Raw genomic sequence first — 15,080 nt, 5'->3', positions numbered from 1 at the left:
ATATGTTTAATGAATAAGCCAACAATCCCTAAAACATGGTAATTGGCTATATTCATCATGTCGCATAAAACCTTCACACCTTCATCCGTTCAGGTAAACTCTGTATCGACTGGACCACTAAATCTAGCTTCGACTCGATACGATAAAGCAGATAAAGTGTCACTACAATGGGAAATCCTACCTCGTTGATGAATGAAATGATTTGATCCACTACCATTCTTCTCCTTTCTGATTATTATTTTAAAAAGAGGCCGTTCGTTATGATCCCGGCCTCTCTCTTAAACATTATTAATGCTTTAAGCTTAGACAATTTCATACTCAACCACATTGCGGTCGATGACTCTCGCGCCTTTTGATGAAACATATCGTCCGCTGGCAGATGTAAATACATCGGCTGCAATAATCTGTTCCATTGACTGTTTTACAGCGGCCTCATCAATCGGTTCCTTTGGGTTTTCCACCGCAATACGTGCGGTTTTACCGAATTCCGTTCCAAACATTAATTCCAATGTTTTTGCCATTCCTTTCACCTCCTTTCTTTGAGCATGGGGGCGGTTCAATTTCCTCGAATTTCAACTCAATACCCGCATATTAGATTTGAAGCTTAGTTGATTTAGATTAGAAGAACCATCCCATTGCATGACTAATTACTTCCCGTTGTTACGCAGTTAATTCAGTGCTGTCGCTGCGCTCTGTTTTGTTTAGCGGGTAGTTGCATAGAGCAGAAATAGCTTGTGCAACCTGGAATAACTGATCGGCAGTTGATTCCTTTTTGATGTTGCTAAACGTTTTGGTTTTTACGATTGGGTTTCCTTGCTCATCAAGATCAACCTGAAACGCTAACCGAAGCTTTGAACCTTCTAACAATGCTTGTGCCATTGTTGTTCACCTCCTTTCACCTTTTATTTAGTGCTTTTGAGGTGAAAAGGACAGGGTTAGAAATATTTAATTTTTTCCTTGGGCAAGGTTCTCATGCATTACTAAGACTACTGATTTTTTAAATTTAAATTTATTAAACTTTTTATTATGGTAAAATAATCCTATATTAAGTAAATGAAATTGGAGAAATAAAGGGATTTTAATGGGGTGAAAAAATGCCACTGTATAATAAACTGGTCCGCGACAAAATACCAGAAGTTATCAAAAGCACGGGCAAGAAATGTTCTTTTCAAGTATTAAATGATGATGAATATATAAAGGCACTTCAAGAGAAATGCTACGAGGAACTCGATGAGTATGTATCTAGCACAACAAACACTGAGACATTGGAAGAGTTAGCTGATTTGTTGGAGATTTTTTATTCCCTTGCTGATTTTCATAGAATTTCCATTGAACAAATTGAAGAAATTCGGAAAGGAAAGCTAGAGCAGCGTGGTGGCTTTAAAGATAGGATTTTTTTAATTGATGTTGAAGATGAATAAAGTTAAAGTAAAAGATCGATGCAGGTGACAATATATGAGTCATAAATTACAAGTGGGCGAAATGAAAGCCGCTTATTTAACGGATAAAGAAATTTGGGGCCATTTTAATTACATATTTTCATCGAAATCCAAGAATTCCACCACATATAAATTTGTGTTAATCAAATCGTTGTTAGAAAACTTATATAATGTAAATAGCAAACTGGAATTGAATTACTCAACATTGTTTTCGAGTTTTGCCAAAATCTATTGGAATCTTGTTATTCACCATAATCTAAATCAGATCAATATGACGGATAAAAAAGCAGAAGTTCAGAACATCCTGCTAGGTGTCCAGACCAGATATCAAATCCCAGCAACACTTGTTTTTGATAGACTTTCTGCTGAAATGCAGGTGGAAATTATCAATAAAGTTAAGAAAAAATGCAAGATGAATGTTATGGGTGCAATATATGGAGATACCCACAGCACCATTTATGATTTTGATAATCAAAAAGAAATACTTAGAATGAATAGCACATTTTACTCGTTTATGCAAAGGTTCCAGCGGGTCTTAAATTATTTAACGAATTACCACCTTGCCTTATTTTTGGAAAAATTCAATGAAAAAGGTGACACTACCAATCTCCTTTTGAAGGTTGAAAATGTTTCTAAAAGGTCATCTCTCGATCAGTTTTACCAGGTTCTTTCCTCTTTCTATAATGGGAAGTGTTTTTATTGCGGAAAAGCCATTAGAAAGGAAAATGCACATGTGGATCACTTTATTCCATGGAGCTTTGTCCTGGCAGATCAGCTTTGGAATTTAGTTATTGCTTGTAGTGCTTGTAATTTATCTAAAAGTGATAAATTGGCTAGCAAATTATTTTTAGAAACGGTAATGGATAGAAATGAAACCTTAATTGCTATACCCGAACTTAGAACAAGAGAGGATATGAAGGTTTATTCTAGTAATAAACTTAAAGAGCTATATCATTTTTCGGCAGAAAATGGGTTTACTGATATTTGGACTCCAAAGAAACTGATTTTATAAGGAAGAAGAGAGGAACATTTAACGAATCTCACCAAAGATTTACTCTTTGAAACTTATTCATTTTTAATTGGGCAGGAAAAGTGACCAAGAAGGACCAACCTATTTTTCTAGGGAAAATGTACTGCACTCTTCGTTGCTGCTATAAAATGGATTTATTTTCATAGATTTTAACTAATGGGGGATTAAAAATATGAAACTAATAACATATTCGTAGAGTAGAAGATATTGGCGAATAGAGTGCAAAATATTTATAGGGTATTGTTGCCGAGAGACCGAACGAGCAAGGTTATTTACGAATACGTTTTATAGAATTTGGTATATAATGTAAAGGTGGTGTATTTGGGTTGCCTACTATAAGCATGTTTGGTGGTATGAAGATAGCAGTATTTTATAACGACCATCTTCCCCCTCATTTTCATGTTGCATATAATGATTATATAACCAGAATTGAGATAAAAACTGGTGAATATTTAAAAGGGGACGAACCTTTACCTAGAAGTAAAGAAAAAGATATTTTGGAATGGTTAGATAAGTATCAAGGGCAAATTATGGACGCTTGGAATGACTGTCAGGCTAAACCTAAACGTCAGCCAAACAAGGTTCCGCCCCTATATTAGGAGGGATTTCTGCATGGTTTTAGTAAAAAACGTTACAGCTATTGATGGATTAGATGGCTGGTTACTAATTGACTTTAGTAATGGAAAGAAAAAGTTTGTTAATATGAACCCTCATATGGATGGCACAGCGGAAAAGCTTAAAGAGCCTGACTTTTTTAAGAAAGTCCATGTTCATCCTGATTTCAATACAGTTACTTGGCCCGGTGAAATTGATTTTGATCCCGACAGCCTTTATGTTGAGGGGGTTGAGGCACAAGATTTAATTAAACTTGTGAAGATTATTAAAGATGATATTATGCTTGCTTAGGTATTAGAAAAGTAACAACAATCTGTACACATGTTTCTTGTATAAAATGTGTAAATTGAGTAGCCCTTTAGGTATACTCAATTTTTTTAGAATATCTACATTAATTAAACAGGTAATAGAACCAGAGCGTGAAGTAGGAGAGAAGAAAATGAACGAATTGCAGGTATTTGGTGAACTACATAAATTTTTAAGTAGATTAGGTGAAATGAATTACACGCTTCCGACAAAAAGTTTATCGTTAGGATATACACCCCTACGTTTTGGAAGAAGATATTCTAAGTTTGCGACCTTATATGGTGAAAAGCGCTATAACTGTTTGATTCTACATGTTGACATAGGCAATCCAGAATATGAGAAGCTTTAAATTAAAAAAACATGAGGTTTTTATTCCATTTGAAATAATCGACACTAAAGAAAAATTAGAGCAATTAAAACATTTTGTAAGTAAACAATATACTATTTTTGTAAGCAGATGAATGAGGCAGAGGGACGGTTCTTTTGCTTCAATTTGTATCCCTTTATCAATTGGAAGGTTCGTTGATTTATAGATTGAAGCAGCTTTTAGATCATAGAACCGGCTTCATGCATCTAGGAGTACCTCGTGATTTAATATTATAATGAATGAAAAAAGACTGATTTTAAATTGGAAAATGATCAGTCTTTTTTAACAGAAACTACATATGAACAATTTTTATACTATTCATTAAAATTTTCTCTAAAAGTAACCGTGTTATCCATCAATCTCCTACGCGCTCCTTCCCGCCATTGCTTTACAGCCGATACCGTTACACTTTCCCGTTCGGCAATTTCCCTGACGGATAGGCCATTAATGAGAGTGTACTGAAGCCATTTCCCTTGATTCGGAGTTAGTATTTCCAAACAGGATAACAAGTTTTCTTTTTCGAAAGAGGGGTCTTGCCGGCAGTCAGATGCCACCTCCCAGAATTCCTCCTCCGGACAAAAACTTCTTTCCTGGACTTTTGCCATCTTATTGAGTTCCATAAGCAGCTTGCCTCTAATATATGAATAAGCATAGTTTGTAAAATTCCCTTTTTCCGGATTGAATCGTTGGCTGGCCTCCCATAAGGAAATGAGGCCAAGTTGGTAAAATTCCTCCAGGTCTGTGTATAGATGAAGAGAGTGGATGATCTTGTGAATCATTGGCTGATATTGTTCGACTAACTGTTCAAAGCTTTCCAACGCTAGGTCCTTTCAGGAAAGCGCGCTTATGCCTCTGTATTCCCGGGTATCTCTACCATAGCGGGAATTCCTAATTTCAGCGAATCCACTCATTTCTAATTTGGAGCGGAATTACCCCCTCAAAATGGCAAAATCTACTGTCTTATTTCTAATTTGGAGCTGATTTTAAGAAGTTTCGACAAAAAGTATATAAATTGAGATTGGGGAAGATTCTCAAATGGTATTTATTTAACTCATCGCAAATAAAGGTATTTAGGATTTTTATATCGAATACATATAATGGTAAATTTTACCCATAAAACTAATGGGGTAATTAAAAGATAAACTTTTATGGAAATAACATTGCAACAACCATTTTGTACAAGTTTGGATTTTAATAATATAAGAAGGATCGTGACAAATGACTAGTTTTATTAATGTAGAAGGTATGAATAAATCATTTGGTCAACAAACAGTATTAGAAAATGTAAACTTTAAGGTGAAGAAAGGGGAAATAGTTGGGTTATTGGGCCCAAATGGGGCAGGGAAAACGACCTTTATCCGTATTTTGAATGGCGTTATCAAACCGGATAAAGGATCAATCTCCTTAAACGGAATGGATCCTGCCTCAGAGGGAGATGCCATTAGAAAAATATCTGGAATTGTGACGGAGAGTGCCGGACTGTATCACCAGATGAGCGGAAAAGAGAACCTGGAATTATTCGCTGAATTATATGGGGTAACAGATAAGAAAAGAGTGGCAGAGCTTCTTGACCTGTTTGATTTAAAAGAACATCGGGATAAACCAGTTGGTAAGTATAGTACAGGAATGAAAAAGCGGTTAGCCTTGGCTAAGGCGCTGTTGCATAAACCGGACATTCTGTTTCTGGATGAACCAACAAATGGATTGGACCCTGATGGAATTCAAATGGTTTTATCCTATCTTAAAAAATATAATCAGGAAACAGGGACGACGATTATCATTTGTTCGCATGTCCTGCATCAATTGGAGAATATTTGCGATTCATTTGCTTTCATCGAAAATGGGACGATAGCTGAACAAGGAACTTTAATAGAGTTAGAGAATAAATATGTTCAAAATGTCACCGTGAAAGTGAATACCACATTTACGCCACAAGAACAGCATTATTCAGGGTTTCCATGCAGGGTTCTGGGAGAATCAATGGTAGCTTTCGATCTGCCTTCTAAACATGATATCCCGCAGTTGCTCAATGGATTATTGAAGACAGATCCTGTTTATTCGGTTACCATCATGAACAATGATTTACAATCGATTTATTTCAGGGTAAGGGGGGTATAATGAATGGATTCATATATGAGTAAAGCTTTGATTAAAAAAGATCTTAAAGATATATTCAGAAGTAAGACATTGCTGGTAACCATGATCATCATCCCGATTGTGTTTTCTGTTATTTTCCCTTCCATTGTATTGGGAGGTGCACTGCTATTTGATGCAGAAAAGATTGCCGGAAATGACGGACAGAAACTCATTGATTCTCTTCTCGCCAGTACAATGGGTGATGAGATTTCTTCTTATTCACTTGAACAGCAAATTATTTATATATTCATTAATTTTATGCTTCCAACTCTATTTTTACTGGTTCCGATTATTACAGCCTCGACAGTGGCCGCGAACAGCTTTGTTGGCGAGAAGGAAAACCGAACGCTGGAAAGTTTATTGTTTTCACCTATTTCGATTAAAACGTTATTTCTGAGCAAGATAGTAGCGTCTTTAATACCGCCATTAATTGTTTCTGTCATCAGTTTCGTATTTTGCGGCATCATTATCAATTCTTTGGGGTATCCTTTGTTTGGCAAGCTGATCTTCCCATCAGGTAACTGGGTGGTGTTAATTACCTGTCTTTCCCCAATGGTTATCTTGCTAACGGTGCTGTTGAATATCTTAATATCAGCAAGGGTGAAGACGTATCAGGAAGCCCAGAACCTTGGTGGCATTATCGTCCTGCCTGTAATTGCCATGATGATTGGCCAGGTTAGCGGCCTGTTTTTACTGGGAGTTCAGTTAATCATTCTGATTTCAGCAGGAATATTAATTGTGAATCTGGTGTTATGGAGCAGAATTTCAAAAAATAATGACAGGTATGTGTTATTTGAAAAGCAAATTCATTAAGGATTTTAGACTCCTTTTAAAATAATAAAGGAGTTTTTTTTTGAAATAATGTAGAGGATTTTTTATGAAAAAAATCTATTTGAAAAATAGCTAACTTTTTAGCTAGTTTTTTTTGCTATGTCTTTAAGCTCCATACAAGAGGCTGTGTAGAAAGCGTCAAAATAATATATGGGGTATAAGTGGCACTAATACCCCATATTAATTATTGTTAATTCTCAATCAACGTATAACTCCATTATAATTTAAATAGACAGAGTAATAGGAAAATAAAAATCACATTTTATTATATTTATTTCAGATGGAAAGAGGTCGAAACCGTGCAACAAAGGTAAAGAAGAAAAAAGTGATATACACAAATCTCATTTTTCAACACGATGGTACAAGAAGAAATCATGACCTATTGAGAGCAAAGATTTTTTTATAAATAGATTAGAAAATAATTTATTATGAGGGAGGAATATATAACGATGACAAAAATGAAGCAAAGTGGTTTTGATCTTTCTGAGGCGGACATAAATGAAGATTTGCTAAGAGAATTATCGGAATTCCCACTTCTTGAAGCACTTTTTGGACGGCGTTCCCGCCGATTTTTTCTTGGAGCAGAAATACCTGACGGACCGCTTGCATATAAATCAAGACACGAACCAGTACCGCTAAATAATTTAGAAAAACTACTAATATTATTGGGGGTCAGTGGTGTAACGGGTTGGCATCATTCAGTTACTAGACATGAACGTTATAAACCGTATCTATCCAATTATTCTGGATCAGCGTCGGGCAGAACCCATCCATCTGCAGCGGGATTTCATACTTCTGAAGTATTTTTTACGGATGACACTGGTACCTACATTTTCCGTACCCGTGATTTTGCACCAGAAGTGGGACGCTCAGAAAATGGGAAACTTTCTACAAAAGAACTACTTCTATCACATCAAAAAAGAATTGAGAAATTATCTGACGATCGCCTGCATATTCCAAATTATGAGCCCTATATGGAGGGGCATAATTCCTGGGTGGCCAATAAGCCAGGTACCTTCTTAGTGTTTCCAGTTGGGGATTTAGCCCAGCATACACTTTTAAATTTATGCTTCTACGTTCAAAATGGACTAGTTATCTATGACGATATTAATAAACGGAAAATCCCAGGTTTAGAGAAATACAGAAATATTGTGGATGTCGATAATCCGGTTCCCCTTAGCTTCCTTGATCAATATTCGCTTGCTGAACTATCTGCAGAATTGGCCACAGCAACATACTCAGGAATGTTATTGCAGCAAGCAATTGGGCTCGGTGGCTGGATGTTTGATGGAATTGATCGCTTAACCGTTTTAGGAGCCAGTGGTGATCCAGATGTTCCCGGTCTTGGTTTCCGCTATGATACAGATGAACGTTGGGCAATACCTAACCCAACAGGACTTGAAGGAGTATTTACTTCGTATACACCTCCACATTATCCGACCATGAGAGATGCAGTTGAAGCATTAGTGGAACGCAAATTTGGGAAGGACGGTCCATTTCATCCTGAAACAAAGGGGATATGGAAGAATCCGTCGATTGTGCGGAGCAGTGCACAAGTTCATGATGAAGAATTTAAAGAAATTATTGCCCTACAGGCTCAATACATGTATGATACATTCGGGAAATTTCCGGCAGCCGTACCTTCTGTCTATTCATTAATGTACTTACAGTCGCACCATTTAGATTTGGAGTATTATGACAAACTATTTGATCCGCATTCTTACTTATCCACCCATGCTGAGCATTTGAAAAAGTGGCATGGCATAAAGCTGTAACCATTAAACATGTATTATTACTATCGAAAAAAAAGCTATGCAATTAGATGCCTGATGACACTATGGCCATCAAGTTAAGCAAAATCATTCTATTTTTTACAAAAAGGAATTAGTCGTGATAGGCACCACCCAATTATTGGATGGTGCCTAAGATAATAATAAATGGTAGATTGAACTAGTTATGTAGAAGAAGAAATAATAAAATAAAGTAGAGAACCATCCCCCTGGTCACCCTCGGTTACTTGTCGTATCGATAAAATGTGCCTGAGGTTGTGCACAATAACTCGCCTTCTTCATTGCGGACGTCCGCTTCCATGAATGAAATTTTATAGCCATCCTTCTTATAACGAGACGTTGCAATCAATTTTCCCGATTTCGTTGCTTTAAAAAAAGAGGTCTTCAATTCTAGCGATACATAAGGTACGTCCTTCAGCCGAAAGTTTAAATGACCCATCGCTGTGTCAGCGAGAAAGGTAAAGATGCCGCCGTGCACGATGCCAGCCGGGTTATACATAATGTCAGTAACCGGACACGTAATGGTACATGTTTTCGCCTCATCATCATAATCAAACTCAAACTGCAACATATTGAACATAAATATACTTTCCGGTTTGATGGCGCTTGTATCATAAGCCTGCTCCATATGTGCCATAAATTCTTGCTTGTTCACCGATATTCACCCCATTGTTAAAATTTCTCCCTTTATATCATATCATATTTTTCGGAATTCTTAGAATACATTACCGAATTAAGCTAAATTAGGTAATTCGTTTGTGATTGTAATAGTAAATATATTTTCTAGTTCACACGTTGCAATTTAATAAAAGGCCGGCGGGTCAGCCTATCAGCATGCAAAAGTTTTAACGTGCAACAGGTCCGACCCTAATTTGTGTCCACTTGATAGAACTTCTCCTTCAGTTACACCAAATTTGGTAGATGTAAATTTCCTAATTTATTTTAAGCGGGTGAAACAATAATGCTAAACCTTACATACTTTCAATCACTATTTAACGAAGACAACACAGAATTTCGCTGCCGGAAGGTGCTGGACGAAATTTCACCGGTTGTGAAACCAATCTTTCAACAATTTGTTGAGAAAATCGGGATTTCACTTGGGAATGAGTACATAATCAGGAGTTATGATACGACTCAATGAGTGTAATTTTAAGTAACCTAAAATAATAGTAAATTAACAGTTTATTTACAATTGGATGATTTTATCTGCCAAATTATTTCGAAAAAATGGTAGAATAGTATTATTGCATAGTATTCCTGGAGGGTATTTGGGCTCCGAAGAAACTAATTTTATAAGGAAAAAGATAGGACATTTAATGAATGTCACCAAAAGAATTACTCTTTGAAGCTTGGATTGATGGCTTTGAGGAAAGTTTCGTAAATAGTGCTTGATATGTAAATCCATGCAAAAAAACCTTCCGATGCACTCTAATTGGAGGGTTTTGTTTTATTTAGGTAGATATATGCTCCAAGCTAAATCTTGAAAAGTAGTTCTGTTTTTAGTATGGCATAAAACCAATACTATGTTATCAATTTGAACGTAAGGGGGAGTAACTCCGGTAAAGGTTAAATGGGTGAGTAATCTAAGGTTCATAAATTCATAAAACTCAGTTTTATATAGTGGTATTCTGAGGGCCTTAATAGAGGCCCTTGTTGTTATTGCTGAATATTTTCTTAGAAAAAATTCTAATAAAATAAACATTATTTTTGTAAAATATCTAAGCTTCATTTCGATAGAATTTGAGCCGAGGAGTCGTGGGATCTTCCAATTTGAAATTAGAAATAAGAAACGTCGAGCTAACGTGGGCTATAAAACTTTAGAGTATATTTACACAGGTGAAATGATACTTTTTCGTAGTTACTAGTAACTTTCAATTTTAATAATCCTAAGCCAATTGCTAAAAAGTTGACATATTATATATCCAATAAATTGAGTGATATAAGTAAATTTATATTAATTACCCAATTGTGAATTTTATAAATTTTTAGATAACTCATTGACTGTACGTAATTAATATGCTAATTTATGGTTAAATATCATAAGGATATTTACAAACTTGGTAAACAATTCAAATTATAGTTCGGATAATATAAGTAAATCAATTTATAAAAGTTGTTATATATTATTCGAATACAAATAGGAGGTGTTGAGTTTAATGTAAGGGGTTACATATTTTGGACTTGGTATCAACGAAGTATTAGACAAAAATTTGATCGATGGGAATTTATCACATGCTGTTATCAAAAATGCTTTATAACTTTAAAAAGCTTTCTCTTAATTTACCTAAAGAATCTTTTAATACCAAGTAAATTTCTGAATGATATTGGATAAAGGATACACTTAAGAGTGGTTAATTGAAAAACATTAATTTTTCATTATTGTGGGCACTCTTAAATTTCAATTTTATAAACCTATCATTTCTTTTCGAAATTCCCGAAAACAAAAAAGTGATAGTGTGAAGCACTTTATTCTATTTTCCTAAGTGTAGTTTAACACTTAAGATTTCGGTTTTATGTAAGGAATAAATTGATTGAGGACAATTAAGGAATTTAATAGGTTATTCAGCCGGATAAGAATACTAATAATGGGGGAGAAAGATGAGAAGAAAAAGCGCTGTTTCTATGAGTTCGATCATTCTGAGTTTGTCATTACTTTTTACTGGTTGTAGCAGTACAAATGATGATACAGCTAAAGAGGCCAGTGGTAAACCGAAAGAGATTGTAATCGGAAATATAGGAGCCATGACTGGTTCTAGTGCTACACTTGGGGTGGCGCAATCTCAGGGGGTAGATTTGGCAGTAAAGGAGATTAATGCAAATGGTGGTATCTTGGGTGCCAAAGTGAAAGTAGTTAAACGTGATGATGGAGCCGACCCAACTAAGTCGAAAACTTTTGTGGAGGAGTTGGTGGACAAAGAAAAGGTGGATTTTATGGTTGGTCCTACCAACTCTACACCTGCCGCTGCTTCAATGGCATTTCTTCAGCAAAACAAAATTATTTCCATCCTTCCGATAGCAACTAGCACCCAACTGATTAATCCAAATAATCCGTATGCATTTAGACTTCTGCCGTCAAATGCTATACAGGCAAAGGCTATTGTGAAAATTGCCGTTGAAGAAAAAGCTAAAAAAATTGCACTGGTTGCTGATACTTCAGCACTTGGCACGGATGGTATGTCCGTTATGGAAGAAGCCATGAAAAGTCACGGTGTAACCCCTGCAGTCAAAGTTACCTATAAAGCAGATGATGCAGACATGACACCTGTTGCTCAGAAGATCAAGGACGCTAAAGCAGACGTGGCATTATTCTGGACCTTGGGTGCTGATGGTGCAAAAATTGTCAGGGCCCTTGAACGGATTGACTACATTAATGATTTAGATATTATTGGCTATACAGGTTTAAACATGCCGAATTTCACTGAACTGGCCGGTCCTGGTGCTAATAAAGTGAAAACTGTTACTGCTGGTAGCTGGGCATTAGACACTGGCAAAGAAGAGTTAGCTCCAAAATATTGGAAGATGTACCAAAAGGTCGTTTCTGAATATGGCGAAAAAAACAAACGAGATACTAGTGCAGGTATGATTGCTCAAGCGTATGATGCGGTGTATTTGCTGAAATGGGCCATCGAAAAAGCCGGTTCAACTGATAGTGATAAAGTGAAAAAGGTTTTGGAAACGGATATAAAAGATTTTGATTCCGTATATGTAAATAAATATGCATTTACAAAAGAATCTCACGAGGGATTTCCTGTTGCAGAATTGTTAAAGGTCAAAATCGGTGACATGGCTTACGGTGAAATCTTTAAAAAAGCGGATTAGTTCTTATCATAAGTGCCGCGCACCCCATGGTGCCGGCACTTATCAAGTAAATTGAGGAAATTTTTTATAAATTTCAAATTTGAAAGGAGACTATTGATGCAAGAAATAATCACTGCCCTTGCCAATGGAAGCATTTACGCATTAATGGCGCTTGCAATTGGCATCATTTATTCTACGACACAGATTATCAATTTTGCTCACGGTTCTGTCATTATGATAGGGGCCATGACGAGTTACTGGTTACTAAGTATTTTTCATATGAATTATATTTCGGCTATTATTCTAGCTGTCATTATTAACGTAGTCCTTAGTATAGTGATTTATAAAGTATCTGTAGAAAGATTAGGAGATCTGACCCAAAATTCAGGATGGATTGTCACTCTCTTTGGTGCAGGAATCATTTTAGACAATGCGGCCCGAATGTTGTTCGGTACAGAGCCAAAGGCGTATCCTTTCCTTTTTGATGGAAAAGTTATTCCGATTTTTGGCACGAAGATTATGGTACATGAGATTATGATGATTCTTGTTGCAGTATTAATAGGTGCTCTTTATCAGATTGTGATGCAAAAAACTAACTTCGGCCGTGCTGTCAGAGCCGTTTCCTTTCGTCCAGATACCGCTCGGATTATGGGGATTAGGAGTAATCGCATTGTGTTGATGTGTTTTGCCATTTCAGGTGCTGTAGCAGCAATTAGTGGTGCTCTTATTGCCCCGATAACCTTCGCAAGTTATACAATGACTTACTCCGTAGGTATTAAAGCCTTTGCAGCCGCATTGATTGGCGGGCTGGGAAACACCAGGGGTGCATTCATTGGAGGGCTTTTGTTAGGGCTGATAGAGGAAATTGCAAATATGATTGTTCCAGGCGGATTCGTAGATTCTATCAGTTTTTTAATTATGATCATCGTTATTATCGTTTTACCGGGGGGGATATTAAGTGCCAAACTCTTTAATAAAGGCGAACTCAATGCAGAAAAAATATAGTCGTATGTTTAAAATGGTTTGTGCAGCCGCATTATTAATCAGTTTTGTTCTCCCTCTATTTGCTGGTGACTATTATATGCGGCTTATATCCTTAATCTTTATCTATATTATTCTTGCAGTAGGGTATAACATTTCAGCGGGTTTTAGCGGAATTACCTCATTCGCTTTTGCCGCTCACTATGGTGTAGGTGCATATGTTTCCGCAGTAGCAATTACCCGGTATAATATGCCGTTCCTTGTAGGGTTGCTTGCCGGTGCAGTAGCATCAGGTTTAGTGGGCTTGGTTGTTTCCCTTCCAGCTTCTAAAGTCAAGCACCATTACTTGGCTCTTATTAGTATAGGACTATTAGAAATAGTGCAGCAAATACTGAATGAATGGCAATGGTTTACTGGCGGGTCCGGGGGAATGTACATACCTTCCTGGGACTTCTTTAACATTAATTTGAATAACTTTCAGAAATATTATGTTATTTTCATTATTATGTTGTTCTGTGTCGTTTTACAGAGGAATCTGATGAAAAGCCGTTGGGGCAGGGACTTAATAGCAATCAAAAATAATGAAATTGCCGCTGCGGGGGTAGGGATTAATTATAGCAAGTATCGGATAGCTGGTTATTTTCTAAGTTCTATACTGGCTGGTCTGGCGGGCAGCGTTTATGCCAGCTTTAGCGGTTATTTGAGCCCCGATACCTTCAATTTTGAATTTACAGTATTCATCCTGTTGATGGCGGTTGTTGGAGGTGAGGGTACTCTTAGTGGTCCAATCATCGGGGCTGTTTTTGTCACATTTATACCTATGCTATTTAATGCTGCACCTGACTTAAAGCAGATTGTATTCGGTGCGCTCCTGGTCATCTTGCCGCAGGTAATGCCCGCTGGGATTGCAGGAACAATTAAGAAGTATTTTAAGGAAATCGATCATAACAAATATATAGTAGATAAAATTGAGGGCAACGAGTTTGACCTTGAACGTAATGTTAGTAGGAATAATTCGGAAATGGAAGACATTCTGGTTGTTAAGGGGCTTACAAAGAGGTTTGGGGGAGTAACGGCTGTAGACGGTTTAGATATGACCATTAAAAGAGGAACTGTTCACTCCCTAATAGGTCCCAACGGTGCTGGTAAGAGTACGACAGTAAATATGATTACCGGGATCGACAAACCTTCAGAAGGCACCATCATTTTCAATGGGAAGGAAATCACCGGTGACAAATTTTTTAATCTAACGAAAAAAGGTCTCTCACGGACGTATCAGCATGTTAGGCTCTTTAACAATCTATCAGTAGTTGAAAATGTTGCAATGGGGGGACGTTTGTTTTATAGCTATTCGATTATCGATTCTATTTTCCGGACTCGTAAAATGAAGAAGGAAGAACGGAAATCATTTCATGAGGCGATGGAATATTTAAAGATTATTAATCTTAACGACAAAGCAAATTACGATCCGGAAAGTCTTTCTGCAGGTCAGCAAAAGTTATTGGAACTTGCTCGAGCCCTTTATATGAAGCCTGACCTTTTAGTATTGGATGAACCATGCGCCGGTCTTTCCGAAACGGAAACAATGGAATTTGCGAAGATCATTCATAAAATCCGTAATGCCGGTATTTCGATTTTGATGATTGAGCATCATATGGATCTTGTAATGGAAATTTCCGATTACATTACAGTAATCGATTACGGTAAAAAAATTGCTGAGGGCGACCCTGCCAGCGTAACTACTAATCCTGTTGTAAAAACAGCATATCTGGGCGAGGGGGCATAAT

The 15,080-nt window shown here is 36.7% G+C and carries 17 protein-coding genes; 12 read left to right on the top strand and 5 right to left on the bottom strand.

Annotation, left to right across the window (positions count from 1 at the left end; all coding sequences use genetic code 11):
- Window positions 1–73: 73 nt before the first annotated feature.
- The 3 genes from ACZ5AE_RS16325 to ACZ5AE_RS16315 all read right to left on the bottom strand — a co-directional run bounded on the left by ACZ5AE_RS16325 (window position 74) and on the right by ACZ5AE_RS16315 (window position 879).
- Complete coding sequence (locus ACZ5AE_RS16325; RefSeq protein ID WP_213119625.1) at window positions 74–211, bottom strand: YvrJ family protein; 138 nt, start codon at window positions 209–211, stop codon at window positions 74–76.
- A 91-nt stretch (window positions 212–302) separates the two neighbouring features.
- Window positions 303–521 (bottom strand): DUF2922 domain-containing protein, encoded by a 219-nt coding sequence (locus ACZ5AE_RS16320; protein WP_217036811.1) that lies wholly within the window; start codon window positions 519–521, stop codon window positions 303–305.
- A gap of 139 nt (window positions 522–660) precedes the next feature.
- Window positions 661–879, bottom strand: a complete 219-nt coding sequence (locus ACZ5AE_RS16315; protein WP_464565562.1) for a DUF1659 domain-containing protein — start codon at window positions 877–879, stop codon at window positions 661–663.
- A 215-nt stretch (window positions 880–1,094) separates the two neighbouring features.
- Between ACZ5AE_RS16315 and ACZ5AE_RS16310 the strand changes: the two genes are divergently transcribed.
- The 5 genes from ACZ5AE_RS16310 to ACZ5AE_RS16290 all read left to right on the top strand — a co-directional run bounded on the left by ACZ5AE_RS16310 (window position 1,095) and on the right by ACZ5AE_RS16290 (window position 3,739).
- Window positions 1,095–1,421 (top strand): nucleoside triphosphate pyrophosphohydrolase, encoded by a 327-nt coding sequence (locus ACZ5AE_RS16310; protein ID WP_464565560.1) that lies wholly within the window; start codon window positions 1,095–1,097, stop codon window positions 1,419–1,421.
- A 289-nt stretch (window positions 1,422–1,710) separates the two neighbouring features.
- Window positions 1,711–2,451 (top strand): HNH endonuclease, encoded by a 741-nt coding sequence (locus tag ACZ5AE_RS16305; RefSeq protein ID WP_464565558.1) that lies wholly within the window; start codon window positions 1,711–1,713, stop codon window positions 2,449–2,451.
- A 359-nt stretch (window positions 2,452–2,810) separates the two neighbouring features.
- Window positions 2,811–3,068: a DUF4160 domain-containing protein gene (locus ACZ5AE_RS16300; RefSeq protein ID WP_464565556.1), complete on the top strand. Its 258-nt coding sequence runs from the start codon at window positions 2,811–2,813 to the stop codon at window positions 3,066–3,068.
- Between the two features lie 13 nt (window positions 3,069–3,081).
- Window positions 3,082–3,375 carry a DUF2442 domain-containing protein gene (locus ACZ5AE_RS16295; RefSeq protein ID WP_464565554.1) on the top strand — a complete coding sequence of 98 codons (294 nt, stop codon included), beginning with the start codon at window positions 3,082–3,084 and terminating at the stop codon, window positions 3,373–3,375.
- 148 nt (window positions 3,376–3,523) lie between these two features.
- Complete coding sequence (locus ACZ5AE_RS16290) at window positions 3,524–3,739, top strand: hypothetical protein (protein ID WP_464565553.1); 216 nt, start codon at window positions 3,524–3,526, stop codon at window positions 3,737–3,739.
- A gap of 332 nt (window positions 3,740–4,071) precedes the next feature.
- On the opposite strand, the gene ACZ5AE_RS16285 is transcribed toward ACZ5AE_RS16290, so the two are convergent.
- The gene (locus ACZ5AE_RS16285) at window positions 4,072–4,575 is read right to left on the bottom strand and encodes a sigma-70 family RNA polymerase sigma factor (RefSeq protein WP_464565551.1); all 504 of its coding nucleotides are present in this window, start codon (window positions 4,573–4,575) and stop codon (window positions 4,072–4,074) included.
- A 400-nt stretch (window positions 4,576–4,975) separates the two neighbouring features.
- On the opposite strand from ACZ5AE_RS16285, the gene ACZ5AE_RS16280 reads away from it, so the two are divergent.
- From ACZ5AE_RS16280 to ACZ5AE_RS16270, 3 genes are all read left to right on the top strand, one after another.
- Window positions 4,976–5,875, top strand: a complete 900-nt coding sequence (locus tag ACZ5AE_RS16280) for an ABC transporter ATP-binding protein (protein WP_464565549.1) — start codon at window positions 4,976–4,978, stop codon at window positions 5,873–5,875.
- 3 nt (window positions 5,876–5,878) lie between these two features.
- Window positions 5,879–6,706: an ABC transporter permease subunit gene (locus ACZ5AE_RS16275; protein ID WP_464565547.1), complete on the top strand. Its 828-nt coding sequence runs from the start codon at window positions 5,879–5,881 to the stop codon at window positions 6,704–6,706.
- Window positions 6,707–7,173: 467 nt separating this feature from the next.
- Window positions 7,174–8,499, top strand: coding sequence for a glycoside hydrolase family 18 protein (locus tag ACZ5AE_RS16270; RefSeq protein ID WP_464565545.1), 1,326 nt, complete (start codon window positions 7,174–7,176; stop codon window positions 8,497–8,499).
- A gap of 238 nt (window positions 8,500–8,737) precedes the next feature.
- Here the strand turns inward: ACZ5AE_RS16270 and ACZ5AE_RS16265 are convergent, their stop codons facing one another.
- Complete coding sequence (locus ACZ5AE_RS16265) at window positions 8,738–9,169, bottom strand: PaaI family thioesterase (protein ID WP_213145835.1); 432 nt, start codon at window positions 9,167–9,169, stop codon at window positions 8,738–8,740.
- Window positions 9,170–9,475: 306 nt separating this feature from the next.
- Between ACZ5AE_RS16265 and ACZ5AE_RS16260 the strand changes: the two genes are divergently transcribed.
- The 4 genes from ACZ5AE_RS16260 to ACZ5AE_RS16245 all read left to right on the top strand — a co-directional run bounded on the left by ACZ5AE_RS16260 (window position 9,476) and on the right by ACZ5AE_RS16245 (window position 15,079).
- Window positions 9,476–9,655, top strand: coding sequence for a hypothetical protein (locus ACZ5AE_RS16260; protein WP_464565544.1), 180 nt, complete (start codon window positions 9,476–9,478; stop codon window positions 9,653–9,655).
- A 1,457-nt stretch (window positions 9,656–11,112) separates the two neighbouring features.
- Window positions 11,113–12,333 (top strand): ABC transporter substrate-binding protein, encoded by a 1,221-nt coding sequence (locus ACZ5AE_RS16255; protein ID WP_464565542.1) that lies wholly within the window; start codon window positions 11,113–11,115, stop codon window positions 12,331–12,333.
- Between the two features lie 96 nt (window positions 12,334–12,429).
- The gene (locus ACZ5AE_RS16250) at window positions 12,430–13,317 is read left to right on the top strand and encodes a branched-chain amino acid ABC transporter permease (RefSeq protein ID WP_464565540.1); all 888 of its coding nucleotides are present in this window, start codon (window positions 12,430–12,432) and stop codon (window positions 13,315–13,317) included.
- Window positions 13,271–15,079 (top strand): branched-chain amino acid ABC transporter ATP-binding protein/permease, encoded by a 1,809-nt coding sequence (locus tag ACZ5AE_RS16245; RefSeq protein ID WP_464565538.1) that lies wholly within the window; start codon window positions 13,271–13,273, stop codon window positions 15,077–15,079. Before ACZ5AE_RS16250 ends, ACZ5AE_RS16245 begins: the two co-directional genes overlap by 47 nt.
- Window position 15,080 lies beyond the last annotated feature (1 nt).

Source organism: Neobacillus sp. S1227, from assembly GCF_055385255.1.
The sequence above is the reverse complement of the archived record's forward strand: the minus strand, read 5'-3'. Positions and strand labels throughout refer to the sequence as shown.

Coding starts and splice junctions, on each gene's coding strand:
- ACZ5AE_RS16255 (WP_464565542.1), top strand. CDS start 11,113: ATGAGAAGAAAAAGCGCTGTTTCTATGAGTTCGATCATTCTGAGTTTG.
- ACZ5AE_RS16295 (WP_464565554.1), top strand. CDS start 3,082: ATGGTTTTAGTAAAAAACGTTACAGCTATTGATGGATTAGATGGCTGG.
- ACZ5AE_RS16305 (WP_464565558.1), top strand. CDS start 1,711: ATGACGGATAAAAAAGCAGAAGTTCAGAACATCCTGCTAGGTGTCCAG.
- ACZ5AE_RS16270 (WP_464565545.1), top strand. CDS start 7,174: ATGACAAAAATGAAGCAAAGTGGTTTTGATCTTTCTGAGGCGGACATA.
- ACZ5AE_RS16280 (WP_464565549.1), top strand. CDS start 4,976: ATGACTAGTTTTATTAATGTAGAAGGTATGAATAAATCATTTGGTCAA.
- ACZ5AE_RS16315 (WP_464565562.1), bottom strand. CDS start 879: ATGGCACAAGCATTGTTAGAAGGTTCAAAGCTTCGGTTAGCGTTTCAG.
- ACZ5AE_RS16300 (WP_464565556.1), top strand. CDS start 2,811: ATGTTTGGTGGTATGAAGATAGCAGTATTTTATAACGACCATCTTCCC.
- ACZ5AE_RS16275 (WP_464565547.1), top strand. CDS start 5,879: ATGGATTCATATATGAGTAAAGCTTTGATTAAAAAAGATCTTAAAGAT.
- ACZ5AE_RS16320 (WP_217036811.1), bottom strand. CDS start 521: ATGGCAAAAACATTGGAATTAATGTTTGGAACGGAATTCGGTAAAACC.
- ACZ5AE_RS16250 (WP_464565540.1), top strand. CDS start 12,430: ATGCAAGAAATAATCACTGCCCTTGCCAATGGAAGCATTTACGCATTA.
- ACZ5AE_RS16260 (WP_464565544.1), top strand. CDS start 9,476: ATGCTAAACCTTACATACTTTCAATCACTATTTAACGAAGACAACACA.
- ACZ5AE_RS16310 (WP_464565560.1), top strand. CDS start 1,095: ATGCCACTGTATAATAAACTGGTCCGCGACAAAATACCAGAAGTTATC.
- ACZ5AE_RS16290 (WP_464565553.1), top strand. CDS start 3,524: ATGAACGAATTGCAGGTATTTGGTGAACTACATAAATTTTTAAGTAGA.